General features: G+C 68.2%; 23 protein-coding genes. 6 read left to right on the forward strand and 17 right to left on the reverse strand.

From position 1 onward, the window contains the following. Positions 1 to 62: 62 nt before the first annotated feature. On the forward strand, positions 63 to 971 hold the full coding sequence (locus QQX04_RS14295) for a PfkB family carbohydrate kinase (RefSeq protein WP_301130360.1): 909 nt from the start codon (positions 63 to 65) through the stop codon (positions 969 to 971). Positions 972 to 986: 15 nt separating this feature from the next. Here the strand turns inward: QQX04_RS14295 and QQX04_RS14300 are convergent, their stop codons facing one another. From QQX04_RS14300 to leuC, 5 genes are all read right to left on the reverse strand, one after another. Next, positions 987 to 1,664 (reverse strand): nucleoside/nucleotide kinase family protein, encoded by a 678-nt coding sequence (locus tag QQX04_RS14300; protein ID WP_301130362.1) that lies wholly within the window; start codon positions 1,662 to 1,664, stop codon positions 987 to 989. Next, positions 1,661 to 2,494: a CPBP family intramembrane glutamic endopeptidase gene (locus tag QQX04_RS14305; RefSeq protein ID WP_301130364.1), complete on the reverse strand. Its 834-nt coding sequence runs from the start codon at positions 2,492 to 2,494 to the stop codon at positions 1,661 to 1,663. Before QQX04_RS14305 ends, QQX04_RS14300 begins: the two co-directional genes overlap by 4 nt. 5 nt (positions 2,495 to 2,499) lie before the next feature. After that, positions 2,500 to 3,099, reverse strand: coding sequence for a TetR/AcrR family transcriptional regulator (locus QQX04_RS14310; protein ID WP_301130366.1), 600 nt, complete (start codon positions 3,097 to 3,099; stop codon positions 2,500 to 2,502). Between the two features lie 126 nt (positions 3,100 to 3,225). Beyond that, positions 3,226 to 3,864: a 3-isopropylmalate dehydratase small subunit gene (gene leuD / locus QQX04_RS14315; RefSeq protein ID WP_301130368.1), complete on the reverse strand. Its 639-nt coding sequence runs from the start codon at positions 3,862 to 3,864 to the stop codon at positions 3,226 to 3,228. An 11-nt stretch (positions 3,865 to 3,875) separates the two neighbouring features. Further along, positions 3,876 to 5,300, reverse strand: coding sequence for a 3-isopropylmalate dehydratase large subunit (gene leuC / locus QQX04_RS14320; protein WP_301130370.1), 1,425 nt, complete (start codon positions 5,298 to 5,300; stop codon positions 3,876 to 3,878). Between the two features lie 59 nt (positions 5,301 to 5,359). Between leuC and QQX04_RS14325 the strand changes: the two genes are divergently transcribed. After that, the gene (locus tag QQX04_RS14325) at positions 5,360 to 6,079 is read left to right on the forward strand and encodes an IclR family transcriptional regulator (RefSeq protein ID WP_301130371.1); all 720 of its coding nucleotides are present in this window, start codon (positions 5,360 to 5,362) and stop codon (positions 6,077 to 6,079) included. A gap of 21 nt (positions 6,080 to 6,100) precedes the next feature. On the opposite strand, the gene QQX04_RS14330 is transcribed toward QQX04_RS14325, so the two are convergent. The 4 genes from QQX04_RS14330 to QQX04_RS14345 form a co-directional block, all read right to left on the reverse strand. Next, on the reverse strand, positions 6,101 to 6,478 hold the full coding sequence (locus tag QQX04_RS14330; protein WP_301130373.1) for a hypothetical protein: 378 nt from the start codon (positions 6,476 to 6,478) through the stop codon (positions 6,101 to 6,103). Further along, positions 6,475 to 6,858: a roadblock/LC7 domain-containing protein gene (locus QQX04_RS14335; protein WP_301130375.1), complete on the reverse strand. Its 384-nt coding sequence runs from the start codon at positions 6,856 to 6,858 to the stop codon at positions 6,475 to 6,477. Before QQX04_RS14335 ends, QQX04_RS14330 begins: the two co-directional genes overlap by 4 nt. Before the next feature lie 48 nt (positions 6,859 to 6,906). Further along, on the reverse strand, positions 6,907 to 7,431 hold the full coding sequence (locus tag QQX04_RS14340) for a GTP-binding protein (protein WP_301130377.1): 525 nt from the start codon (positions 7,429 to 7,431) through the stop codon (positions 6,907 to 6,909). 61 nt (positions 7,432 to 7,492) lie between these two features. After that, positions 7,493 to 7,858, reverse strand: a complete 366-nt coding sequence (locus tag QQX04_RS14345; RefSeq protein WP_301130378.1) for a hypothetical protein — start codon at positions 7,856 to 7,858, stop codon at positions 7,493 to 7,495. Between the two features lie 343 nt (positions 7,859 to 8,201). On the opposite strand from QQX04_RS14345, the gene add reads away from it, so the two are divergent. Both add and QQX04_RS14355 read left to right on the forward strand, forming a co-directional pair. After that, on the forward strand, positions 8,202 to 9,266 hold the full coding sequence (add, locus tag QQX04_RS14350) for an adenosine deaminase (RefSeq protein ID WP_301130380.1): 1,065 nt from the start codon (positions 8,202 to 8,204) through the stop codon (positions 9,264 to 9,266). 95 nt (positions 9,267 to 9,361) lie between these two features. After that, positions 9,362 to 9,883 carry a hypothetical protein gene (locus QQX04_RS14355; protein ID WP_301130382.1) on the forward strand — a complete coding sequence of 174 codons (522 nt, stop codon included), beginning with the start codon at positions 9,362 to 9,364 and terminating at the stop codon, positions 9,881 to 9,883. 53 nt (positions 9,884 to 9,936) lie between these two features. Here QQX04_RS14355 and QQX04_RS14360 read toward each other — a convergent pair whose 3' ends face one another. Next, the gene (locus QQX04_RS14360; protein ID WP_301130384.1) at positions 9,937 to 10,917 is read right to left on the reverse strand and encodes a hypothetical protein; all 981 of its coding nucleotides are present in this window, start codon (positions 10,915 to 10,917) and stop codon (positions 9,937 to 9,939) included. A gap of 10 nt (positions 10,918 to 10,927) precedes the next feature. Beyond that, positions 10,928 to 11,506, reverse strand: coding sequence for an RNA polymerase sigma factor (locus QQX04_RS14365; protein ID WP_301130386.1), 579 nt, complete (start codon positions 11,504 to 11,506; stop codon positions 10,928 to 10,930). Between the two features lie 279 nt (positions 11,507 to 11,785). Between QQX04_RS14365 and QQX04_RS14370 the strand changes: the two genes are divergently transcribed. After that, complete coding sequence (locus QQX04_RS14370) at positions 11,786 to 13,021, forward strand: BaiN/RdsA family NAD(P)/FAD-dependent oxidoreductase (protein ID WP_301130388.1); 1,236 nt, start codon at positions 11,786 to 11,788, stop codon at positions 13,019 to 13,021. Between the two features lie 248 nt (positions 13,022 to 13,269). On the opposite strand, the gene uidA is transcribed toward QQX04_RS14370, so the two are convergent. From uidA to QQX04_RS14385, 3 genes are read right to left on the reverse strand one after another with little or no spacing between them, the layout of a single operon-like run. Then, a complete protein-coding gene (gene uidA / locus QQX04_RS14375) occupies positions 13,270 to 15,060 on the reverse strand; it encodes a beta-glucuronidase (protein ID WP_301130390.1) in 1,791 nt (596 codons plus the stop codon). 19 nt (positions 15,061 to 15,079) lie between these two features. After that, positions 15,080 to 18,100 (reverse strand): glycoside hydrolase family 2 TIM barrel-domain containing protein, encoded by a 3,021-nt coding sequence (locus QQX04_RS14380; RefSeq protein WP_301130391.1) that lies wholly within the window; start codon positions 18,098 to 18,100, stop codon positions 15,080 to 15,082. Continuing rightward, entirely contained in the window at positions 18,097 to 19,335 is a 1,239-nt protein-coding gene (locus QQX04_RS14385; protein WP_301130393.1) for a family 1 glycosylhydrolase, read from the reverse strand. The genes QQX04_RS14380 and QQX04_RS14385 overlap by 4 nt, the downstream gene beginning before the upstream one ends. Before the next feature lie 83 nt (positions 19,336 to 19,418). Here QQX04_RS14385 and QQX04_RS14390 point away from each other — a divergent pair, with 83 nt between their 5' ends. Continuing rightward, entirely contained in the window at positions 19,419 to 20,054 is a 636-nt protein-coding gene (locus tag QQX04_RS14390; RefSeq protein WP_301130395.1) for a TetR/AcrR family transcriptional regulator, read from the forward strand. 16 nt (positions 20,055 to 20,070) lie between these two features. Here the strand turns inward: QQX04_RS14390 and QQX04_RS14395 are convergent, their stop codons facing one another. Genes QQX04_RS14395 through QQX04_RS14405 form a run of 3 tightly spaced genes read right to left on the reverse strand, consistent with a single transcriptional unit; the run spans position 20,071 to position 23,670 of the window. Then, positions 20,071 to 20,934, reverse strand: coding sequence for an ATP-binding cassette domain-containing protein (locus tag QQX04_RS14395; protein ID WP_301130397.1), 864 nt, complete (start codon positions 20,932 to 20,934; stop codon positions 20,071 to 20,073). A gap of 1 nt (position 20,935) precedes the next feature. After that, positions 20,936 to 22,732 (reverse strand): dipeptide/oligopeptide/nickel ABC transporter permease/ATP-binding protein, encoded by a 1,797-nt coding sequence (locus tag QQX04_RS14400; protein ID WP_301130398.1) that lies wholly within the window; start codon positions 22,730 to 22,732, stop codon positions 20,936 to 20,938. Continuing rightward, positions 22,729 to 23,670, reverse strand: a complete 942-nt coding sequence (locus QQX04_RS14405; RefSeq protein WP_301130400.1) for an ABC transporter permease — start codon at positions 23,668 to 23,670, stop codon at positions 22,729 to 22,731. Before QQX04_RS14405 ends, QQX04_RS14400 begins: the two co-directional genes overlap by 4 nt. Positions 23,671 to 23,800: the final 130 nt, after the last annotated feature.

Below are 23,800 nucleotides of genomic sequence, written 5' to 3' on the forward strand. Positions count from 1 at the left end.
CGAACGTCTGCCAGGTGGTTCGCCATGGCGGAGCGACCGCTCGCAGTCCTACAGTGGGCGACGTGACCAGGCCGCCGCGAGTGCTGACCACAGGGCTGACGACGCTCGACATCGTCCAGCTCGTGGAGCGCCTGCCGTTGCCCAACGAGAAGGTTGGGGCGCTCGACTTCGTGATCGCCGCGGGTGGCCCTGCGGCGAACGCCGCCGTCGCCGCGTCTCGGTGCGGGTCGGCCACGACGCTCGTGACCGCTCTCCCCGTGCATCCGCTCACCGCGCAGGTCACGGGAGATCTGCAGGCGTGCGGGGTGGACGTGCTCATCGCGGACGACTCGGGCGACGGGCCTCCTGCGACGGCGGCGATCATGGTCACGCGTTCCACCGGCGACCGTGCGGTGGTCTCTCCGACCGGCGGCGCGATGGCCGCTCGCCAGACGCCTTCCGACCTGGACGTCGGCGTGATCCTCCACGGTGCCGACGCGCTGCTGATCGACGGATATCACCGCCACCTCGCGATCCCCCTGGCGGAGGCGGCACGCGCGTCCGGCATCCCGGTCGTGCTCGACGCGGGGTCGTGGAAGCCGTACTCGCCCGAGGTGCTGGCCCACGTGGACGTCGCCGTGGTGTCCGACGACTTCGCTCCTCCGGGCACGGAGGGCGAAGCGGAGGCGGTGATGGCGTCACTCGAGTCCTTCGGAGTGGAGCGGACCGTCATCACGAGGGGCGGGTCCTCGGTGCTCTACCGCACCCCGGTGTCGGCCGGCGAGGTCGAGGTCCCTGCGGTGGACGTCGCCGACACGCTGGGCGCGGGCGACTTCTTCCACGGCGCCTTCACGCACAGGATCGCCGAGCTGGGGCTCGAGGACGAGCGGATCTACGACGACATCGCGTGGGCGGCCACCGTGGCGGGAGCGTCGCTCGGATCGTTCGGCACGCGCGCCTGGCTTGACACGCCGCTGCCGCACGAGCGCTGATCCAGGACGACGCTGTCAGGCCCTGTCGTTCCCGGGCGTGAGGATCCGGTCCGCGAGGCGGGAAGAGTCGTGGGCGAGCCAGTAGTTCTCCGCATCGACCGCGTCGACCCAGGCGCGCGCCGCCCCGGGCTCGCGCCCTGTGGCGACGCGTCGGCGCACCAACCGCTCGCGGCATACGTCCCACGGCACGTCGAGGAACCACACCGAGTCGAGACGCTCCCGCACCTTGAGCCACGGTGACGAGTCGAGGCACAGCCAGTTGCCTTCGACCACGACGATGCGGGTCTCCGACGGCACGCTGATGCGTCCGGGCACGGGCTCGTGGAGGGCGCGGTCGTAGTCGGGCACGGCCACCGGGCCGCGGCGTGGGGCGCGCAGCGCGTCGAGCACCCCGGCCAGCCCCGCAGGGTCGAACGTCTCGGGAGCCCCTTTCCTGTCGGCGAGGCCTCGTCGGACGAGCTCCGCCTGGCGCAGGTGGAAGCCGTCCATCGGAACCAGTGCGGGCGCGAGATCGCGACGCCTGGTGCGGAGCGCACCCACGAGTGCAGACGCAAGCGTCGACTTCCCGGAGCCGGGACCGCCGGCGATCCCGACGGTCCTCGTGCCGGGCGTGCTTCCCAGGTCCTCGATGAGCTGTGCCGCGAGCGCGCCGGCGAGGTCGGCGGTGGCGGGCGGGATGGAGGACGCTGTCATGGTGCGGTCACGAAGATGTCGAACAGCTCGGGGTGGTGCCCGTGGACGAGCACGGCGAACACGACGGCGTCGAACAGCAGGTGCACGGTGACGACGTAGCCGAGCGACCGGACCCGCGAGAACAGCCAGCCCTGGACGAGCGCGAACGGGATGGTGAGCGCCGGCCCCCACTCGCGATAGCCGAGCTCCCACAGGAAGGACACGAACACGATCGCCTGCAGGACGTTCGCGACGGGCACTGAGAAGTGCCGCGTCAGCAGTCCGAAGACGACGCAGATGAAGAACAGCTCGTCCCAGAGTCCGACGGCGTTGACCCCGACGAACAGACGGGCGATGTCCGAGCCGCCCTCGAGCGGCGGCCAGTTGAGGTAGACGCCGGAGCTGAGGAAGTACCAGGGAAGCAGCAGGTAGCCGATGACGACGACGGCGGCGAGGTACGCCCACATGGCGGGGGTCCAGCGTCGTCCCGTGCGCACAGGGAAGTGCACCGCATCGTCCCGGTAGAGCCACTTGGAGACCGCCCACGGCACGAGCACCGCGAGCGACTGCACGACCGCGAACCTCGTCATGCCGGCGTTCGACAGGTCGGCCTTGAGGGAGATGACGGAGATGATCGCCTGACCTGCGGCGATCAGCGCGAGGTCACGACCGAGCGCGCGGTCGACGAGGAGCCCGAGCACGACGCCGAGCACCAGGGGCACGTAGCCGAGCGGACGCACGTGGACGGCGAAGAGCAGCACCGCCGCCGAGGAGACGAGCGCGGCCGCCGCCAGACGCGCCGCTTGGGTCCCCGTGCTGATCGGGGACGCGACTGACTGCGGGGAGGACATGGCGGCTACTCCATCCTGGCGCGCACGAGAGGCATGAAGACCTCGTCGACGATCCAGGCGAGCCGAAGCGCGCCCGGCGCCTGCCGGGTCATCAGCACCTCGGCGCTGAAGAGGTCGAGGGGAAGGGCGAGCAGCCAAGGATCGATCGGCCCATCGGGGGCCTCTCCCCTGTCGACGGCACGGAACCAGGCGTCCTCCATGCGGGCCGCCGACTCGGACAGGAAGAGCTCGCGCAGGCGCGCGGGCGGGGTCACGTGGGTGATGCCGTCGCCGGAGGCCGAGGCGTAGAGCAGCGCGACGAAGCGGTCCAGGTTCAGGGAGGCCTCACCGAGGAGCACGAGGACGTCGTTGCGGAGCGTCCCGGTGTCCATGGGCTCGCCTGCCTCGCGCTGCGCCTGATGTGCGACGGTCGCTGCAAGCAGGGTGGCACGGCTGTCCCAACGTCGGGCCAGCACAGTGCGGCTGGTGTGCGCGCGCCGTGCCACGGCGTCGAGGGTGAAGGCGGGGTATCCACCCTCGGAGAGCACCTCCCAGGCGGCGTCAAGGATCGCGTCCTCGAGCACGGCGCCGCGGCGCCGACGCTTGACCTCGGGTGCAGGATTCACAGGTGCATCTTATCGAGCCGGGTTCCGCACACCCCGATGCCACGCAGAGGCCCGGGCAAGGACGAAGCGCGAGGGCGCGGACCGTCTCCGATCCACGCCCTCGCGCCCGCACCTCTGCTCAGACGATCAGTCGACCGGGCGTGCCGCGACGATCTCCTCCTTGGGGAGGGTCTTCGCGGGCAGCGTCTTCGGACGCCAGGCGTCACGCGTGCCCTCGAACTCCGTGATCGCTGCCTCATCGCGGAGGGTCAGGCCGATGTCGTCCAGGCCCTCCATGAGGCGCCAGCGCACGTAGTCGTCGATCTCGAACGGCACGGTGAGCTCGCCGCACGTCACGGTGCGGTCCTCGAGGGAGACGGTGATCTCCTTGCCCGGCTCGGCTTCGAGCAGCTTCCACAGGAGCTCGATGTTCTCCTGGCTGACGATGCCCGTGACGAGGCCCTGCTTGCCCGAGTTGCCGCGGAAGATGTCGGCGAAGCGCGAGGCGAGGACCACCTTGAAGCCGTAGTCCTTGAGCGCCCACACCGCGTGCTCACGCGACGAGCCGGTGCCGAAGTCCGGGCCCGCGACCAGCACGGAACCGGCCTTGTACTCGGGCTGGTTGAGGATGAACGACTCGTCGCCGCGCCAGGCGGCGAAGAGAGCGTCCTCGAAGCCGGTGCGCGTGATGCGCTTGAGGTACACCGCCGGGATGATCTGGTCGGTGTCGACGTTGGAGCGACGCAGCGGGACGCCGACGCCGGTGTGCGTGGTGAACTTCTCCATGGCTGGTCTCCTTACGCGAGCGCCGCGGGGGCGTCCTCGAGGTCGTCGGGGCTGGACAGGGTGCCGCGGACCGCGGTGGCGGCGGCGACGAGCGGGGACACGAGGTGGGTGCGACCGCCCTTGCCCTGGCGGCCCTCGAAGTTGCGGTTCGAGGTGGAGGCGGAACGCTCCTGCGGCTTGAGCTGGTCAGGGTTCATGCCCAGGCACATCGAGCAGCCGGCGTTGCGCCACTCCCCGCCGAAGTCGAGGAAGACCTTGTCGAGGCCCTCGCGCTCCGCCTGCAGGCGGACGCGCGCGGAGCCGGGGACCACGAGCAGGCGGATGTTGTCCGCCTTCTTGCGTCCCTGAAGGATCGCTGCGGCGGCGCGGAGGTCCTCGATGCGGCCGTTGGTGCACGAGCCGAGGAACACCGTGTCGATCTCGATGTCGCGCAGCGGTGTGCCGGGCGTGAGGCCCATGTACTCGAGGGCGTTGACCGCGGCCTCGCGGTCGGACTCCTCGGCGAAGTCCTCGGGGCTCGGCACGTCGGCCGAGAGCGGCAGGCCCTGGCCGGGGTTGGTGCCCCAGGTGATGAACGGCTCGAGCTCGTCAGCGTTCAGGTCCACCTCGGTGTCGAACACCGCGTCGTCGTCCGTCTTGAGCGTCTTCCAGTACTCGACGGCGGCATCCCAGTCCTCGCCCTCGGGAGCGTGGGGGCGGCCCTTCACGTACTCGAAGGTCGTCTCGTCGGGAGCGATGATGCCGGCGCGGGCGCCCGCCTCGATCGACATGTTGCAGATCGTCATCCGGCCCTCCATGGAGAGGTTGCGGATGGCCTCGCCGCGGTACTCGAGCACGTAGCCCTGGCCGCCGCCGGTGCCGATCTTGGCGATGATCGCGAGGATGATGTCCTTGGCTGTCGCGCCCTTGGGCAGCGTGCCGTTGACGTTGATCGCCATCGTCTTGAACGGCTTGAGCGGCAGCGTCTGCGTGGCGAGCACGTGCTCCACCTCGGAGGTGCCGATGCCGAACGCGAGCGCACCGAAGGCGCCGTGCGTGGAGGTGTGCGAGTCACCGCAGACCACCGTCATGCCGGGCATGGTGAGGCCCAGCTGGGGGCCGACGACGTGCACGATGCCCTGGTCGGCGTCACCCAGCGAGTGGATGCGGATGCCGAACTCCTTGGCGTTCTCGCGCAGCTTGTCCACCTGGGTGCGGCTGGTCTTGTCCGCGATCGGCAGGTCGATGTCGAGCGTGGGCGTGTTGTGGTCCTCGGTCGCGATCGTGAGGTCCGGGCGTCGGACCTGACGGCCGGCCAGGCGCAGGCCCTCGAAGGCCTGGGGGCTGGTGACCTCGTGGCACATGTGAAGGTCGATGTAGATGAGGTCGGGGGCGCCGCCCTCGCCCTTCTTCACCAGGTGGTCGCTCCACAGCTTCTCGGCAAGGGTGGTGCCCATGCGTTCCTCCTCTGGATCAGGCCTAGACATCTCACAATTTGAGACGCTAGTATCGCTCTATGGACAATCATAGCGGCGTCGGCGTGATTGACAAGGCGGCGGCTCTGCTCGCCGCCCTGGAGGAGGGCCCCGCCACCCTCGGACAGATCGTCGCGGACACTCACCTCGCGCGGCCGACCGCCCACCGGCTCCTGCTCGCGCTCGAGCACCACCGCCTCGTGGGGCGCGACCCCTCCGGCGCCTTCATCCTCGGCCCCCGGTTCGCACAGCTCGCCGCCGCCGTCGGCGAGGATCGCCTCGTCTCCGCCGCTCAGCCCGTCCTCACCGTCCTGCGCGACCGCACCGGCGAGTCCTCGCAGCTCTACCGACCCCACGGCGACCAGCGCATCTGCATCGCCGCGGCCGACCGCCCCATGGGACTGCGCGACTCCATCCCCGTCGGCACCACCATGACCATGTCCGCCGGATCCGCGGCACAGGTCCTCACCGCATGGGAGGACGCCGCGCGCATCCACAGGACGCTCTCGCACGCCCGCTACACCGCGAGCGACCTCTCGGTGGTCCGCGAACGCGGCTACGCCGAATCCTCGGGAGAGCGCGAGCCGGGCGTCAGCTCCGTCTCCGCGCCCGTGTGGGGCACCGCAGGGACCGTCATCGCCGCCGTCTCGATCTCCGGACCAGCGGAACGCCTCACCTCGCACCCCGCCGCGATGCACGCCACCGCTGTCGTCGAGGCCGCGCAGCAGCTCAGCGAGGTGCTGCGCCGCACCGCGGCCTGACGCCTCCAGACCTGACGCGCTTCAGACGAGACCTGGCTCCGCGGCCCGCTCCTCCATGCGGCGCGCAACAGTGCGCACCTGCCGATAGACGTCGTGACCCGACGACTCCAGGTCCACGACCACGATCATCAGCAGCTGAGTGCCCACGGGACGCACGATCAGCTGCACGTCCTCGCCGTAGACGATCACGCCCTGCGGCGATCCGAGATCGAACACCTCTGCTGACAGCCCCGCAGCCCCCATCAGCGCCGCCACGCAGGCGGCACCCGCCGCGCGCTCCTCAAGAACAGCGTCGTCGTAGTGCGCGATGCCGTCCTGCAGCGAGAAGACGACCCTGCGGACGCCCGTCGCCTGGCGCAGCAGTGCCGCAGCCTCGGCGCACTCCTCGCGGGGGATCACGAGACCGCCATCGCTGGGCCCGCGAGGCGCCTGAGGACTGCGATCTCCGACTGAGCAGCACTCGCGAGCGCTACGGTGTCGACTCCCGCCTCCGCGACGATCGCCAGCAGATGCTGGTGATCGACGGGAACCACGAACAGGCTGCCCTGCGCGCCCATCGTGAAGGTGAACTGCACCTCATCGAGGTCCAGCGACGCTGACGACGTATCGGCGAGCCCCAGCACCGCGGCCGTGAGCGCAGCGGCGCCGTCCCGCTGCTCGAGAGGCACGTCGTCGTACAGCGCGATGCCGTCAGTGCGGGCGATCACCACCCGCCGGATCCCGTCCACCTGCTTGCGCAGGCGGGCCGCGGCGAGCAGGCCGTGCTTGGCGACGATCATGACGACGAAGGTCCTTTCGGAGTGAGGAGAGGGGGCGACGGGGTGCGTCTAGCGCGCGAGCGCGACGCTCCCGAGAAGGTGGCGCAGCACCCTCTCGCAGTCGGCGGGGTCTCGCGGATCGCACTGCACGAGCGCGGCTTCGTCGATCCCGACGAAGGCCGCCACCTCGGCGGGCGACTGCGCTGACTGATCCCATCGGTTCGCGGCCACGACGAACGGCACGTCGGGCGCGAAGCCCTGGAACTGGCGGACGATCGACCGGAGCTGAGCGAGGGCCTGGAGCCTGCTCGCGTCGACGAGCAGCACATACGCGCTCATGCCCGTGGACAGCACCGGCCACATGAAGCTGAAACGCTCCTGGCCGGGGGTTCCGAAGAGGGTGACGACGGTGTCGTCGTCGAGGCGCGCGGTGCCGTGGTCCATCGCGACCGTCGTGCGCTGCTTGAGGGCCGACGTCGCGTCCGTGACCTCACGCTCGGCTCCCACCGAGTCGGCGGTGACAGTCTGGACGAAGGTGGTCTTGCCGGCACCGAACGGTCCGCCGACGACCACCTTGATGACCTCTGCAGGCATGCTTCCCTCCCCAGGCAAGCCGACGGCGGGGCAGCCTGAGAGCCGCCCCGCCGCACGGATGCTAGATCTCGATTGCCTTCTCGATGTTCTCGAGCTGGCGGCGCGCCATCGCCAGGTTCGCCTTGTCCTTCTCAAGCGCGAGGTACAGGAACAGGCCCTGGCCGGTCGCCGCGGTGAGCGGATGGATGATGTGGAACTGATCCTTGAGGATGATCATGATGTCCTCGATCGGCCCCTGGATGCCGGTCGAGTCCATGACGCGCAGCTTGGCGCGCAGCACCTCGGTGTTTCCAGCACCCGCGACCTCGAGGTCGATGCCCGACCCTGCGGTTGCGAGCGTCATCCCGGTCTCGATGTCGACCATCGCGGTCGCCTTCGCGCCGTCGATCTTGAGCGCGGCCTGCACGGCCTCGTTCGGCGTAGCCATCCTGTGTGGATCTCCTGGTTCTGAGGCCATCAGCCCCTCAGCGGTTGACGCGAGAGAGCGTGACCAGCACAGGCGCGGGCGCGCGGGACGCACCTCGCTCGAACCTGTCCATCGATCCCTCAGCGATCGAGCGCGATGGAGGCACTCGATGCCTTTGACGATACCCCGGACGGTAAGTGCAAGCATCGCTCCTCCGTGTGAGGTATTCCACATCACCAACATTGGAAAGGAGCGTTCCGGGACAACCGCGACCACAACTCAGCACGACGTGTCGAAACACCGGCCTCGCGCGACTCACCACCGAAACATCGATGCGGTTCAATGCCCCGCGGAAGGAGCTCCGATGCGCATCGATGACTACCTCAGGCTCGTCCCCAAGACTGAGCTTCACTGCCACTTCGTCTCGACGATGTCGGCCGCCAGACTGATCCAGCTCGCCGACCGCTACGGCGTGGCGCTCCCCACGACGGACCCGGAGGCGCTGTTCGCGTACGACGATCTCGCGGACTTCCTCGTCGCCTTCCGCGCAGCGACCGACGTGCTCAGGAGCGCCGACGATCTGGCCCAGGTCGCGTACGACGGCGTACGAGCCGACGTCGCCGCGGGATCCCTCCGCTACCGCGAGTACTACGTGAACCCCCAGTACTTCGCCCCCAAGGGCCTCGGCTATCGCGACCTCATGGACCCGATCATCGACGGTCTGCGTGCCGCCGAGAGCGATCTGGGGGTCGGCTTCAGGATCGTCGTCGCGATCAACCGTCAGGAGTCGGCGGCCTCCGCCTTCGAGCTCGTGGAGACCGTGCTCGACAACCCGCTGCCGGAAGTGGTCGGCATCGGCCAGGACGACCTGACGCCTGAGCTCACCGAGGACCCGGGACGCTTCGCCGACGCCTACGCGCTCGCCCGCTCCCACGGGCTCCGCGCCACCGCTCACGTAGGCGAGAGGCCCGTCGACAGCCCTGCGAACGTCCGCGTCGCCATGGACGTGCTCAAGGTCGACAGGATCGACCACGGCTACAGGATCGTGGACGACGCCGAGCTCACGGCCCGCGCACGCGACTCCCACATCCACTTCGCCACGACCCCCTGGTCCACGACCATCTGCTCCGGCTGGACGATCGACCCGCAGCACCGGATCAGGCGGATGATCGACGAGGGGCTCTCCGTCAGCTTCTCCTCCGACGACGCGGTCTTCTTCCGCACCTCAGTGGCGCGCGAGTTCACCGAGGCGCTTCCCCTGATGGGACTCGGTGTGGACGACGCGCGACGCATCGCCCTCGCAGGCATCGACGGCGCATTCTGCGACGACGACACCAAGGCGACGCTCAGGGCACGATTCGCCGCCGAGATGCTTGCTCTCGACACTGCGCTCGCTGAAGGCTCCTCGACGCTCGGGTCGGCTGCGTAGGCGCCACGCCGCCGAGGTCCGCACCACCGCGAGATCGCGGCCCTGCCAGGACCTTGGACCGACGAAAGGACCCCTCGGACGCGCGACGCTTAAGCATGGCTATCTGGGTCGTCTACGAGTCGCTGTGGGGCAACACCGCCGCAGTCGCCCATGCCATCGCCGAGGGCATCGGAGACGAGGCGAAAGCCGTCTCGACCGCCAGCGCAGACCCCGCCGAGGCCGTCGGCCTGCGCGCGCTCATCGCCGGCGCACCCGTGCACGGGATGACCCTTCCCACGACGCAGTCGATCGCGACCGCCACCGCCCACAAGGTCAACGACGATCATGCCGAGCCTCGCACCGACGAGCCGCTCATGAGGGACTGGCTGGACGGCCTGCCCGAGCTCAGGATCCCTGCGACGGCCTTCGATACTCGAGTCCGCGGGCCGCTCGGCCGCGGGGCCGCGACCGCGATCATCCGTGCGGAGGCATCGCGAGGCTGCACGTTGCTCGCGCAGCCCAAGGGCTTCCGCGTGGACTTCCGCAACGCCGGACCCGAGCAGGCCGACCTCCTGAAGGAGGGCGAGCTGTCCAAGGCACGCGCGTGGGGTGCGGAGCTGGGCGCGCTGCTGAGCTGAGCTACGAGGTGACGGCGGCCACGCGCTCTGCGGGCAGCGGTCCTGCTACGGGCTCAGTCCTTGCTGGTGGACTTCGACTTGTCGCCCGAGTTCCCGCGCGTGTCCGCGGTCGCGTTCGGGTTGGAGTTCGAGTTCGGGCCAGGCTTGGCGTCCTCATCGGTCGAGCTTCCCGCGTCGTCGCCGCTCTTCGCGCCGCCCGCGTTCGATCCGGAGCTGCCTGAACCCTCCTTGGAGTTGCCAGCGCCGCCGTTCGCGTTGCCGGAGTTGCCGGGCGCCTCGTCGGTCACGTCCTCCTCGACAGCCGGCTCCGAGCCGCTGCCGCCCTCAGCGGCGACAGCGTCCTCGTCGGCGGCCTCGGGCTCGACGATGCCCCGCGCGTGCTGGGACACGGCCTGACCGAACTCACGGCCCGTGAGCTCCGTCTGCGTCATGAACGTCAGCATCGCGGCGACCTGCTCACGCCGCTCGAGCGACTGCTCCGAGCCTTCGTTGAGCACCGACTCGGCCGCGTGCAGGAGCCCGGTCAGCTCCTCCGCCTCGTCGTCGTCCATCCCGTCCATGTCCTCGACGGCCTCGACGGAGGTGTCGAGCGCCTGCTCCACCTCGTCGTCCGCGAGGAGGGCCTGCACCTCGGCGAGGCGCTCCTGCGCTCCGCCGTTGTTGATCCCGACCACCTCGAGCGCGCGGTCGAGCCCGTAAAGGAAGTCTCCGGGAGCAGCCTCGTCGGCCATGGCGGCGCCACCGAAGGCGACTGCACCAAGACCCGCAAGAGCGAGGGCGATCGCGCCACGACGGCGCGTGCCTGAAGAGGAGGGACGCGACGCGCCGACCGGGCCGCCGTCAAGGGGGGCGGCGGCGGCCACGGCGGCGAGCCGACCTGAAAGGCCGACTACGTGCGCGTCGTCCATCTCCGTGACGTAGGTGCGACGGATGCCGTCGACCGCGTCGGAGAGGACGCCCAACTCTGGGTCCGCCGGCCTGCGGCCGGCGAGCATGGCTTCGACGTCTGCGTCGGAGATGCGGCGTGAAGTCATAGCACTCCTGTCATCGCTCGCGCCCATCGAAAGGTGACGCACCGTCCGCAAGTTTTTTCCGAAGAACCTTCAGCGCACGGCTCTGGATCGCCTTGACCGCCCCTTCGGAGCGTCCGAGCGCCTGCGCCGCCTCGGCCACGGACAGGTCACCGACAACCCGCAGCATGAGGACGTCACGCTGCGCCTCGGACAGGTGGGAGATCAGGCTCTCCACCTCGATCAGGGACATCGCGTTCATCGCGTCCGACTCGGTGTCCCCGAGCCAATGCGTCTCTGCGACCTCCATCGCCGTGTCGCCGTCCATCGTGCGGACCTCGCGCCCGCGCTTGCGGAACGCATCCTGCATACGCCGGTGCGCGATGGTGAAGACCCAGGAGCGGAAGTCGCTCTCGTCGCCCTCGAAGCGGTGGATGTCCTTCGCCACGGACAGGAAGGTCTCAGAGACGAGGTCCTCCACGTCGGGAGCGCCACGGCTCCTGAGGTAGCCGCCCACGTTCCCAGCGAGATCGCGGTAGAGACTCTCCCACGCCCACGCGGCCCCGGTGCGAGCGGCAGCGAGCACCGAGTCGAAGTAGTCGCCTAGAGCCACTGCCCGCCCCTCGTGATCGCTCGGTCCAGGCTGGCGGCCGTCACCCGCCCCCCAGCTGGCAGCCGAGCAGATCTCGGCTCGGCGCGAATCTAACACTCCGGAAGGGAGTGGACGAAACACCCACGATCGCGCCTCGTGCTCACCCTACGGGGGTGTGAGAGCAACACCACAGCGTCACGCCGGCGCACGTGAGAGCAGACGAGGGCCGGGCCGGCACGCGCGCGTGGACTACGTTGGCCACATGCTCACCTGCGCGATCGCTGCCCCGTGGCGACGGCCATGAGCACCGCGACGGTCATCGGAGGAGGACCGGCCGGGCTCTTCGCGGCCCAGACGCTCGCCTCAGCGGGAGTCTCCGTCACCGTCCACGAACGCAAGCCCTCGCCCGGACGCAAGTTCCTGCTCGCCGGTCATGGCGGACTGAACATCACCCACTCAGAGGCCCTCGCAGCCTTCGTCGCCCGCTACGGCGCCTCCGCGCAGAGGATCGCTCCGATGCTCGAACGGTTCGGCCCTGAGGACCTGCGCGCGTGGTGCGCCGACCTCGGTGAGCCGACCTTCGTGGGCTCCAGCGGTCGGGTGTTCCCTGAGGCGTTCCGCGCCACTCCCCTCTTCCGAGCCTGGCTGGCGCACCTGGAGGAGCTTGGCGTGCGAATCGAGCGGCGCTCCACCTGGTCCGGCTGGGATCCCGACGGCAGGCCGCTCATCACGGACTCCGCAGGAGAGACTCGTGCGGCCGCGAGCGACGTGACCCTGTTCGCGCTTGGCGGTGCCTCCTGGCCGCATCTGGGCGCCGACGGGGCGTGGGTGGAGCCATTCCGCGAGCGCGGAGTCGAGGTGACGGCGCTCAGAGCCGCCAACGTCGGGATGCGCGTCGACTGGTCGGAGGTGTTCGCCGAACGGTTCGCGGGGACGCCGCTCAAGAACGTGTCGCTCACGGTGCGCGGCAGCGACGCACCGCCTCAGCGCGGCGACGCGATGCTCACGCGCGCAGGGATCGAAGGCGGACCCGTCTACGCGATCGGAGCAGACATCCGCGCGGCACTCGAGGCGGCCGCCATGGGCGGCGCCGACTGCAACCTCCTGGTGGATCTGCGCCCCGACATCGACGTGGCGCAGCTCGCGCAGCGACTTGGGCGGCGGCGCCCCAAGGACTCCACGTCGACGTGGCTGCGGCGCGCGCTGGGTCTCGACGCTGCGGCGATCGGCCTCCTCCGCGAGGCCCGTGGGGTGGCGCTGGCCGCCGATCCCGCGCAGATGGCGGAGCTCATCAAGGCCGTGCCGGTCGCGATCACCGACACGATGCCGATCGACCGCGCCATCTCCACCGCAGGCGGGATCGCATGGTCCGAGGTGGACGAGCACCTCATGCTTCGCCGCATGCCCGGCACCTTCGTGGCGGGTGAGATGCTCGACTGGGAAGCGCCGACGGGCGGCTACCTGCTGCAGGCCTCGTTCAGCATGGGAGCCACGGCCGCGGACGGCGCGCTGGCCTGGCTCGGACGGCAGGCCTAGTCCCCGCGATTCCTGAACCGGGACACCGGCTCACGTTCCCGGCTGATTTCGCGCTCCCGCGTGCCGTCTTGGAGCCCCGGCCGGCTGACGCCGTGCGAGGAACACCTCGTCAGCCCCAAGGTGCGCCGGCATCGAGTTCACGTTGGAACCGGCCGCCGAGGAGTACAGGGCTAGCGCTTCTGCGCAGCGGGCCGAGCTTTCAGCCGTCGTCTAGGCGTTCGTCACGACGCAGACCGACAAGTGGGCAATCACCCCTCAGCAGGCTTCGTCGTCCCGATCTCGGACCAGCGCTTCCGCAGGGTCCGTGCGACGCTCTTCGGCCTTCGGTCGCGCGTGAAGACACCCTTCTTGTTCCCATCGACACGGTGGATGCCGATCGAAGTCTGGAAGTCGGCGAAGTTCCACACCTGCTCGCCCACGAACTCGGGGATACGGTCGAACACACGGTGATAGGTCGCGAGCAGGTCGTCCTGGTACTCCTCGGTCCAGGGCTGGTCCCAGACCGAGTGCATGCCTGACATGGTGTCCGCGCCGTACTCCGTCATCATCAGCGGCTTGCCGTACTTGTCGGCCCACATCCGCAGCTCACGCTCGAGGAAGTTCTCTGCAGTACCGAGGTCGCCGGGTGTCACGTACCAGCCGTAGTAGCGGTTGAGGCAGATCACGTCGAACAGGTCGGCCAGATTGTCATTGTCGGGGTTGGCGAACATCACCGCGGCGTAGGTGAGCGGTCGTGTGGGGTCGAGCTCTCGTGCGAGCTCCACGATCGGCTCGAAGTATGCGCGCGAGGCGGGGTCGTTCGACGCGGTCTCATTCGTGAGGCACCACATCACCACCGACGGGTGATTCTTGTCGCGTGCGATGAGCTCGCGGACGTGCTGCGCGAGTGCCGCCTGGGACGCGTCGTTGCAGGCCTCATCGGAGAAGGTCGGTGGAGCTTGCTGGCCAGTCAGGCCGGCGGCGACCTCGTTGTTGAGGCCGACCGCTGCGGTCTCGTCGATCACGACGATGCCGTGACGGTCCGCGAACTCGTAGACCTCCTCCGCGTACGGGTAGTGAGAGGTGCGGAACGAGTTCGCGCCGATCCACTCCATGAGCTGGAAATCGTGCACCAGGTACGCATCGTCGTGGCCCTTGCCTCGCACGGCGGTGTCCTCGTGCTTACCGAACCCGGTGAAGTAGAACGGCTCGCCGTTGATAAGGAACTCCGCACCCTTGACCTCAACTGTGCGGACGCCGACCGGCAGACGGTAGATGTCCCGCGTGTCGCCATCCGCGAGCGCCTCGATCTCGAGCTCGTAGAGGTATGCCGCGCCCGGCTGCCACAGGTGGACGGCGTCCACAGTGAGGGTGCCGCTCGCACCCTCAGCACTCGCCACGACCTCGCCCTCCTCGTCACGCAGGACGACCGACACCTCCCCTTCTCCGGTGAGGTCGACCGAGTAGTCGACAAGTCCGGTTCCGCCATCCACGCGGGTCACGATGGTGACGTCGTCGACGCTCACCTCCGGCACCGAGCACAGCCACACCGATCGCGCCAGGCCTGCGTAGTTGTAGAAGTCGTGGAGGTAGGTCAGGGACTCCTTGCCCGACATCCCGACCGCGACCTTGCCCGGCGGGATCGTCTCGTTTGTGAGGACGTTGGACACACCCACCGTGAGGCGGAAGCGCTCGCCGGGCGTGACGTGCTCGGTGATGTCCGCGGCGAACGGCGTGTAGCCGCCGACGTGCTCGGCGACGAGGGCGTCGCCGACATAGACGCGACCCTCGTGCGTGGCGGAGTCGAGGCGCACGACGATACGCTCCCCCGCCCAGCCCAAGGGCACCTCAACCTCGCGCTGGTACCAGACCCACCCGATGTGGTCGCGGATCGCGGCGTCGGTGAAGAGGTCGTTGTAGCTCGCCGGAACGGCGGCTTCGAGACGACCGGGGAGACGACGCGTCCACGGCTGGGGGTTGTCTGCAGCGTCCAGCGCGAAGCGCCAGAGTCCGTCGAGGTTGATCAGGCCGCGCGTCGCGGTCGACTGGGGCTTGAGCATGAGTCTGAGTCCTTACGAGTCAGTTCTGGGCCATGGTGAGACGCCACGTCCACGAGTACGAGGTTGCGTCAAGGCGGAACGCGGGCTGGGTATCGGGCCCGATCAGCGCCGTTCCCACGCCGCGGTGGGCGATGTCGATGTGCACGGTCGTGGTGTCGCGGTCAGGCAGCTCCCACCAGTGCGAGGCAGCTTCAAGGTCACCAATGGTGTGCCGTGACACGTTCATGTGCATGGGCTCGACATGCTGCGTCTCGACGATGCCAGGAACGCCTGTGAGGGCCGTGCTCCACACTCCACCACGGGTGCCGTTCTCCTGAGGCTTGAGGTAGGGCACGTCCATCGCCTCGATCGATTCGGACCAGTGGCCGAGCGTCACACCCGAGCGCCGATCGGGGTAGTTCTCGGACGGGCCGAGGCCTGTCCACTCCGCGAGGTCGAATCCTGGCACCAGAGTGAACTCGATCCCCACCCGCAAACCGTCGCTCGTTCCTTCGGGAAGCTGCACGTCCTCGGTGAGCACGTAGTCGCCGGGGGCGATCTCCTCGATCCTTCTGGTGTGGATCACCTGGTCGCCGTACGCCGCGGTGTAGGCCGTCCGCACGATGGTCGCGTCACCGCCGGCTTCAACCTCGCGACTCGCGGCGGTGAGCGCGAAGAAGCCGGACCGCACGAAGCGCTTGTCGAGCGCGAACGAGTTGTCGCACTCGGTCAGGGCCCGCCAGAGGCACAGCTCGGGCGGCGCAGCGAGAAGCGGATGGACGATGGTGCCGTCCTCGGCGAGGTCGCTCGGTGTGCCGCCCGTCGGAAGGCCAGTGTGCCGGAACGGAAGCTCGACCTGCTGAGATCCCAAGCCGGTGCCTCGAGGTGCCCACACCGTATCGACGGCTAGCGTGAGATCGAGCGCCAGCGCGATCGCGTCTGCGTCCTGCACCGCACCTCGGATCTCCGCGGAAAGCTCCATCTCGACGGTGGCTCCTGGCGCAGTTACGGGCAGTTCACAAGCGAACGTGAGCGTCTGCCCCGTGGCGAACTCGACTCGCAACGTGGCGGCGAGTGACTGCAGGCCGCTGAACTGCTGCCTGTTGCGCACCTTGAGGATGCCACGTCGCACCTCGTCCGCGTCGCTGACGATGCGCACGGGCGCGAAGACTCCCTGTGCTTCCACGAGCGCAGGCTGAGGAGTCAGGTCGGGGAAGACGATGCCGTTGGAGAGCGTGTTGCCGTTGTTCGGCTCGTCGCCGAAGTCGCCTCCGTACCGGTAGTGCCCGTCGCCATCGAGGTCGAGTCCGTGGTCTCGCCACTCCCAGATGAAGCCGCCCTGAAGCCCCGGAAGGGTCTCGAACAACTCCCAGTATCGAGCGAGCCCGCCTGTGGCGTTGCCCTGCGAGTAGGCGTACTCACATGCGATCAGCGGACGGTCGGAACGAGGGTCGGCCGAGTACGACTCAAGCGCGGAGAACGCGGGATACATCGGGCAGACGATGTCCGACGACGCGTGCCCGGCGTGCCAGTCCGGCGCGATAGCGCCCTCGTACTGCACGGGGCGGGTGGGGTCTACGTGGCGGCTCCAGGCGGCCATCGCGGGGTGCGCAGCGCCGTGGCCAGTCTCGTTCCCGAGGGACCAGATGATCACGGAGGCGTGGTTGCGGTCGCGCAGCACCATCCGCGAGTAGCGCTCCTGGAAGCGCGCGAGGTACCGGGGATCGTCCGCGATCGAGTCGGCGAAGGCATGTCCTTCGATGTCCGCCTCGCTCACCACGTAGAAGCCGTACTCGTCGCAGAGGTCGAGGAACTCGGGGTCGTTCGGGTAGTGAGCGGTACGGATCGCATTGATGTGGTGCGTCTTCATCAGTGCAAGCTCGCGGGCCATGCTCTCGCGCGTCATCACGCGACCGGTACGCGGGTCCGAGTCGTGCCTGTTGACGCCTTGGAGCAGCACACGGGCGCCGTTCACGAGCAGGTCACGGCCGACGATCTCGACGCGGCGGAACCCGACTCGGTAGGAGACCTCATCGATCACCTTGCCCTCGGGATCGCGCAACCGGATCGCGAGCGACTCAAGGTGCGGGGTCTCAGCCGTCCAGGGCAACACCTCGAGTCCGTCGAGAGCGAGGCTCGCCTCACCCGCGACGGTGTCGTGCAGGGCCGTCTGCGCGAGCTGGCGTGCCACGGGTCGCAGGTGCTCGGCGATGTCCGCGCCTGCCGGTGCAAGTGACACCAGGTCCATCATGTCCGGAGGCATCCCGTAGGACTGGGGCTTCTCATCGCGCTCGTCGCTCGGCTTCGGAAGCGTCTGCGACGGCTGGAAGCCCGTGACATCGGCGGTCGCTGACTGTCCGAGCACCTCGATCTCGACCGAGTGACCACGTGCGGCCTCTCGGGCGAGGGCCGAGACGAGTCCCGACACCTTCAAGGATCCGAGCCCTGCTACCGCGTCGAAGTCGGCGACGATCGTGACATCGTCGAGCCTCACCTCAGGGACCTCGATGATCGACACGGAGCGGGAGATGCCGCCGTGCCACCACTGGTCCTGATCCTCGATGTACGACTCGGGGGTGAACTTCTGGACGACGAGCATGATCTCGTTGTCACCGTCGTGGACGTGCTCGGTGATGTCGACCTCAGTCGCGAGGTGGCTGTCCGTCCCCGCGCCAGCGGCGACTCCGTTGACGAAGACGAAGAGTCCGCTCTCGAAGGCGCCGACGCGCAGGATCGTGCGCATCCCATCGCGACGGGAGAGCGAGACCGTCCGACGGTAGACGCCCGTGGGGTTGCTCGCGGGGAGCATCGGCGGCACGCCCTCGAACGGCATCGGGACATTGGTGTAGTGCGGGCGGTCGATGTCAGAGGTCACCGTCCAGAGGCTTGGAACCTCCGCAGTGGTCCACTCGCCGAGCGCCTCGCTAGCGTTGCCGAGCAACTGGAACTCCCACGTCCCGTCGAGCACGATCGAGGCATCGCGACGGACGCTCGACATCGGCAGACGGTCGAGGTGCACGAAGCCGTCCGTAGAAACGGCAAGCAGAGGAAGCGCGGTCATGAGTCGATGCCACCATTCTGAGCGACGGAGCCAAGCCACGCGAGGCTCGGCTTCGGAGTGCGGGCGAAGGTCTCGCGATCCACTGCCACGAGGCCGAAGGTGGGCTCCCAGTGGCCCCATTCGAAGTTGTCGAGCAGCGACCAGTGGAGGTAGCCGCGCACGTCCGCACCGTCCTTGATCGCCTCGGCGAGGTGGCCCAGTGCTTCCATGGTGTAGGCGATACGGCGCGCGTCGTCGTCGGTCGCGATGCCGTTCTCTGTCACCAGGATGGGGGTGTCCCCCGTCACTGCGGCGACGTGGCGGACCGCGATCCCCAAGGCGTCGGGTCGGTAGGCGGTGTTGACGAGCGTGTTGTCCGGGTGCGGGGGGTGAGGCTCGACGCCATCGGGGCCGACCCACTGGCTCGAGTAGGACTGCACGCCGACGAAGTCGTCGTCCTTGGATGGCTCGAGGTAGAGATCCTCGCGGACTCGCTGCTCCTCAAGGAGGCGGGCCTCTGACCCAGGCCTTGCGACGAGCGCACCGTTCGCCACGCTCCAGCCGATCTTCGCCTTCGTGCGCGCCCGAAGCACCGTCCGCGCCGCCTCGTGGGCTCGGACGAGGATGGCGCCGATCTCGGGGTCGGGAGCGGGAAGCACCTGAGGCCGGCTCGCCTGGTCGTCGGCGTGGTCACCGTCGACGGTGGGGCTCTGCCACTCCTGCTGCTCTCCGCCCTGCTGCGCCTGCGCGAACGCCCGAGCCATCCCCACCATCATCGCGAGCATGTTCGGTTCGTTGATGGTGACGACCCATTCGACTCCGTCAAGGATCGCAGCGGTTCGCTCGACGTACCGCTCGAACAAGGAGACGGCGTCCTCGGTGAACCAGCCTCCGCGCTCGGAGAACCACCGTGGCACGGTGAAGTGGTGAAGGGTGACCACGGGCGTAAGGCCGAGCCCGATGGCGTGCTCGATCATGCGGCGGTAGTGCCCCAGCTCCGCGAGGGAGAACTCACCTTCGACGGGCTCGATGCGAGCCCACTCCACCGAGAAGCGGTAGGCCGTCAGACCCGAGTCGGCGAGAAGCTGCATGTCCTCGCGCCAGCGGTGGTACGAGTCGCAGGCATCGCCGGAGCGCTCCATACCAGGGAACATACCTTCGCTGGCCCACATGTCGCTGTTGACGTTGTTGCCCTCAGTCTGGTGGGCCGCGGTGGATGCACCCCAGATGAAACCGTCAGGGAAGCTCGTCGCCATTGTCCGATCCTTGTCTCACACCGTTGGAAACCGATTGCCGAGAGGATATCACCAAATTCGTAGTCGGTTGCTATATTGCCTGTATGACCTCATCGGAGACGCCACGCAAGCGCGGCCCCTACGCGAAGTCGACGCAGGTGCGCGCCGGGATCATCAAGGCCAGCGCATCGGTCCTCGAGGAGCTCGGCTATCACGGCATGACCATCGCCGAGGTGGCGCGGCGCGCGGGCGTCAGCCACAACGGCCTGCTCCATCACTTCCCCGACAAGGACGCACTCCTCGTGGCCGTGCTGCAGGACCTCGACGACGAGCGACGCCAAAGATTGACGCTCACAGAGCCCGACGGACCGCTCGCACACCCACGGGAAGCCCTGCTGGCGACGTTCAACTCTGCCGCGCTCGGCATGGGCGGAGCCATGTTCGACCTCGAGCTCGTGCTCACGTCGGAAGCCCGAGACCCCTCGCATCCCGCGCACGCGTTCATGGAGCAGCGCCTTGCGGCGATCAAGACGTTCTTGACCCGTGCCTTCGCCGAGCTCGCGGAGCACGGCGAGCTCGGCGAAGGGATCGAGCCGCAGGTTGCCGCCACGATGTCGTTGGCGCTCCTGCAGGGCCTCATGACCCAGAGGGCGTACGCCCAGAACGCCGCAGAGCTTCAGGAGGCCGGCGAGCAGTTCCTCCGGTCGATTGGCGTTCCCGCCTTCGGGGACGAGGGCTGAAACTGCGGGGACGCCGCTAGGCAGCGCCTGCGCGAGCCTCGCGGAGCCGCTGCTCGTCCCTGAGTCGGATCCGATCTGCCCGCCGCTTCTCCTGGGCGATCGGGTCAGCCACGGGCGCTGCGAGGAGCAGCCGTTGCGTGTAGGGGTGGTCCGGCGCAAGCGTCACGCGGCTCGCCGGTCCCTGCTCCACGATCTCTCCCCGGTAGACGACTCCGACGCGGTGACTGATGTGCCGGACCACGGCCAGATCATGCGACACGAAGAGGTACGCCACTCCTGTCCGCCGCTGAATGTCGAGCAGGAGATCAAGCACCTTGCTCTGCGTCGACAGATCCAACGCGGAGACGGGCTCGTCGCACACGATCAGTCGCGGTTCGGGCGCGAGGGCTCGCGCGATCGCGACGCGTTGACGTTGACCACCCGAGAATTCTCGAGGGAGGCGATCGGCCGCGTCCGAGGGAAGCCCGACGCTGTCCAGCAGCTCCAGCGTTCGGCGGCGTGCGTCCTTGGGGGTGCTCCCCTGGACCACAAGGGGCTCCGCGATGATCTCCCCGACCGTCAACGCCGGGTTGAGCGAGCTGTACGGATCCTGGAACACCACCTGGATGTCCTTCGCCATCGCACGACGCTCACCAGGCGAGAGATGGCTGATGTCACGCCCATCGAACTCGACGGTGCCGCCTGAGACCGACGCGAGCCCCAGGACCGCGCGCCCGATCGTCGTCTTCCCGGAGCCGGATTCGCCGACCACGCCGTACGTCTCCCCTGCCGCGATCTCGAAATCGACACCGTGGACGATCTCGATCGGGCGCTTGCGGAAGCCCCTCACCGGGTAGGAGACCTTCAGATCCCTTGCTTTGAGCAGCGGTGCGGTGGGCACGTCATGCCTCCTTCGTTGCGGTCGCGAGCGCCCCGCTCGGGGGGTCGCTGCGCACGGTTGTCTCATCGAGGATCGAGTCAAGGAGCATTCGCGTGTACGGGTGCTGCGGATTCGCGAAGACGTCCTTGGTGATTCCGGCTTCGACGATCTCGCCCTTCTGCATCACGGCGAGCCGCTCGCAGATGTCCGCGACCACCCCGAAGTTGTGCGTCACCAAGATGATGCTCATCCCGAACTCGGACTGGAGATCCCGGAGGAGGTCAAGGATCTCGGCTTGGACCGTGACATCCAGCGCCGTCGTCGGCTCATCGGCGATGAGGACCCGAGGTCGGCTCGCGATGGCGCCTGCGATGAGAACTCGCTGGGCCATGCCACCTGAGATCTGGTGGGGGTAGGAGTCGAACACGCGCTTCGCATCCGGGATCCCGACTCTGTCCAGAAGTGCGAGCGCCTGCTCGCGGGCCCCGGCCCTTCCCTTGCCCGTCGAGGCGATGATTCCTTCGACGAGCTGGGAACCGACCGTGTACACCGGGTCGAGGTTCGACATCGGCTCCTGGGGGACGTACGCGATCGTGCCGCCGCGCAGCTTCTTCAGGACTCCTTCCGAGGCCCCGAGGATCTCCTTGCCGTCGAGCAGGATCGAGCCTCGCGTGATCTGAGCCTCAGTCGGCAGGACGCCAAGGATCCCGAACGCGGTCTGAGTCTTGCCAGAGCCCGACTCTCCGACGAGTCCTACGGTCTCGCCATCGCGGATGGTGAGCGACACGCCACGCACGACCTCGCGGACGACGCCGTCGGTTCCTTCGTATCCGATTCCCAGGTCTCGAACCTCGAGGAGTGCGCTGGTGTCCGGTTCGTGGTCCGATGCCTCAAATCCTGCCGCGAGGGCCTGCACGTCCTGCTTGGCGGGCTTCGGAGGCTTGCCTTGGAGCACGTCACGAAGAGCATTGCCGAACAGCACGAAGCAGGCGTTCAGGACGCCGAGCGCGAGCGCAGGCCAGACGTACTGCCACGGGTCCACGTAGAGATTGCGGAAGCCGTCACCGATCATCGAGCCGAAGCTCGGGATCACCTTGGAGCCGACCCCGAGGAAGGCCAGTCCCGACTGGACGTTGATCGCGGATCCAGCCAAGAAGGCGGTAGCGACGACGACCGGGCCACGAACGACCGAGAGCACGTGTCGGGACAGGATGCGGAAGTTCGTGAGTCCGGAGACCCGGGCCGCATCCACATAGAGCTCTCGGCTGACGGCGATGGTCTGGTTTCGGACGATGCGATAGATACCTGGCGACAACAGGACACCGAAGATCGCCATGGTGAACCTGTAGTCGCCCTTCGTCACCGGCATGAGCAGGATCAGCAGCAGGATCCCGGGGAAGGTCATGATGAGCGTGAAGGCCCATTCGGTGACCGTGCGCACCCGATCGAAGTAGCCGCCGATGAGCCCGAAGGTCACGCCGAGCAGCAGCGCGATCGAGACTCCGATCAAGGCGGAGACGAAGGCGGTGTTGATCGAGTGGAGCAGCCTCGCGAGGATGTCGCGTCCGAACTGATCGGTGCCGAGCGGGTAGGTCTCCGAGCCGAACGGCAGGTTCAGAGAATCGAGTCGAGCCTCCCAGAACGTGTGATCAGGGATGACGTTGGCGAGCAGCCCGAGCACGACGTACAGCAGGATGATGCTGCCCGTGATGATCGCCTGCTTGCTTCGCAGTGCGCGGCGGAAGAGGCTCTTCCTCCCGGGCGCTGACGTGGGTGATGCCAGCTCCTTGGGTGTTTCGCTGGCCTGTGGCGCGCTCAATAGATCCTCGCCTTCGGGTTGAGCCAACCGTTCGCAAGGTCGGTGATGAGATTGACGGTGACAGTGAGTCCGACAGCAAACAGGGTGACGCCCATCATCACGGGGAAGTCACCCTGGAGGGCCGCGTTGAAGCTGTAGAGGCCGAAGCCAGGGAGAGCGAACACCTGCTCGATGATCAAGGCGGATCCGAACATCGCGACGAACTCGAGGCCGAAGACTGTCAGCGCAGGGCCGGCAGCGTTTCGCAGCGCATGCTTGATGACGAGGGAGCGCGTAGGCACACCGCGCGTCCTGAGGGTGCGCACGTAGTCCTTGCGGAGTTCATCGACCATGGTGCCGCGCACCTGCGAAGCGATGTTCGCGCTGCCTCCGATGGCGATCGTGATGACGGGGATCACGATGGACCGGCTCCATGCCCCGAGGTCATCGCCCGGAGCTGTGTAGCCACCAGCGGGAAGCCAACCGAGGTTGACGGCGAAGAGGACGACCAGGCCGATCGCCACGAGGAGTCCCGGGATCAGGTAGCCGGCGAGCATGAGGCCCTGGGTGAGCGTGTCCACCACTCCCCCTCGGGATGCCGCGGTCACGCCGAGCACCACGGCGACGATCACGGAGATGATCAGCGCGGGGACGATCACTGAGAGGGTCACCGCGAGCCTGGCAGGCACTGCGTCCACGACTGGCTCGCCAGTGAAGAAGGAGGTACCGAGATCTCCCTGAACGACATTGCCCAACCAGTCGAGGTACTGCACGAACACCGACCGGTCGAGCCCCAGGTCAGCCTTGAGCTCGGCGACGAGCTCCGGCGACGCTGACTGGCCGAGTCGGGACGTGATGATGTTGTCGAAGGAGAACGACAACAAGAAGTAGGTGATGAAGGTGACCAGCAATACGAGGATCGCCCCGATCGCCAGTCGCCTCAAGGCGTAGAGAAGCAACGTGTGTCTCCGAGTTCTTCATGGGACATCGGCGGGTCAGCCATGCCGTGAGCCCCGGGGTCGGGCCATGTCCCGGTGGGGGCCGGGGGGGGGGGGGGGGGGCCCCCCCCCCCCCGCCCGGGGGGGGGGC

Origin of the sequence: Demequina zhanjiangensis (assembly GCF_030418315.1) — a bacterium.
Lineage (GTDB): Bacteria > Actinomycetota > Actinomycetes > Actinomycetales > Demequinaceae > Demequina > Demequina zhanjiangensis.

What these genes read in the sequence shown, in the direction of transcription:
- QQX04_RS14300 (WP_301130362.1), bottom strand. Translation starts at nt 1,664, where the DNA reads ATGACAGCGTCCTCCATCCCGCCCGCCACCGCCGACCTCGCCGGCGCG.
- QQX04_RS14305 (WP_301130364.1), bottom strand. Translation starts at nt 2,494, where the DNA reads ATGTCCTCCCCGCAGTCAGTCGCGTCCCCGATCAGCACGGGGACCCAA.
- leuD (WP_301130368.1), bottom strand. Translation starts at nt 3,864, where the DNA reads ATGGAGAAGTTCACCACGCACACCGGCGTCGGCGTCCCGCTGCGTCGC.
- leuC (WP_301130370.1), bottom strand. Translation starts at nt 5,300, where the DNA reads ATGGGCACCACCCTTGCCGAGAAGCTGTGGAGCGACCACCTGGTGAAG.
- QQX04_RS14325 (WP_301130371.1), top strand. Translation starts at nt 5,360, where the DNA reads ATGGACAATCATAGCGGCGTCGGCGTGATTGACAAGGCGGCGGCTCTG.
- QQX04_RS14335 (WP_301130375.1), bottom strand. Translation starts at nt 6,858, where the DNA reads ATGATCGTCGCCAAGCACGGCCTGCTCGCCGCGGCCCGCCTGCGCAAG.
- QQX04_RS14340 (WP_301130377.1), bottom strand. Translation starts at nt 7,431, where the DNA reads ATGCCTGCAGAGGTCATCAAGGTGGTCGTCGGCGGACCGTTCGGTGCC.
- QQX04_RS14345 (WP_301130378.1), bottom strand. Translation starts at nt 7,858, where the DNA reads ATGGCTACGCCGAACGAGGCCGTGCAGGCCGCGCTCAAGATCGACGGC.
- add (WP_301130380.1), top strand. Translation starts at nt 8,202, where the DNA reads ATGCGCATCGATGACTACCTCAGGCTCGTCCCCAAGACTGAGCTTCAC.
- QQX04_RS14355 (WP_301130382.1), top strand. Translation starts at nt 9,362, where the DNA reads ATGGCTATCTGGGTCGTCTACGAGTCGCTGTGGGGCAACACCGCCGCA.
- QQX04_RS14360 (WP_301130384.1), bottom strand. Translation starts at nt 10,917, where the DNA reads ATGACTTCACGCCGCATCTCCGACGCAGACGTCGAAGCCATGCTCGCC.
- QQX04_RS14370 (WP_301130388.1), top strand. Translation starts at nt 11,786, where the DNA reads ATGAGCACCGCGACGGTCATCGGAGGAGGACCGGCCGGGCTCTTCGCG.
- uidA (WP_301130390.1), bottom strand. Translation starts at nt 15,060, where the DNA reads ATGCTCAAGCCCCAGTCGACCGCGACGCGCGGCCTGATCAACCTCGAC.
- QQX04_RS14380 (WP_301130391.1), bottom strand. Translation starts at nt 18,100, where the DNA reads ATGACCGCGCTTCCTCTGCTTGCCGTTTCTACGGACGGCTTCGTGCAC.
- QQX04_RS14385 (WP_301130393.1), bottom strand. Translation starts at nt 19,335, where the DNA reads ATGGCGACGAGCTTCCCTGACGGTTTCATCTGGGGTGCATCCACCGCG.
- QQX04_RS14390 (WP_301130395.1), top strand. Translation starts at nt 19,419, where the DNA reads ATGACCTCATCGGAGACGCCACGCAAGCGCGGCCCCTACGCGAAGTCG.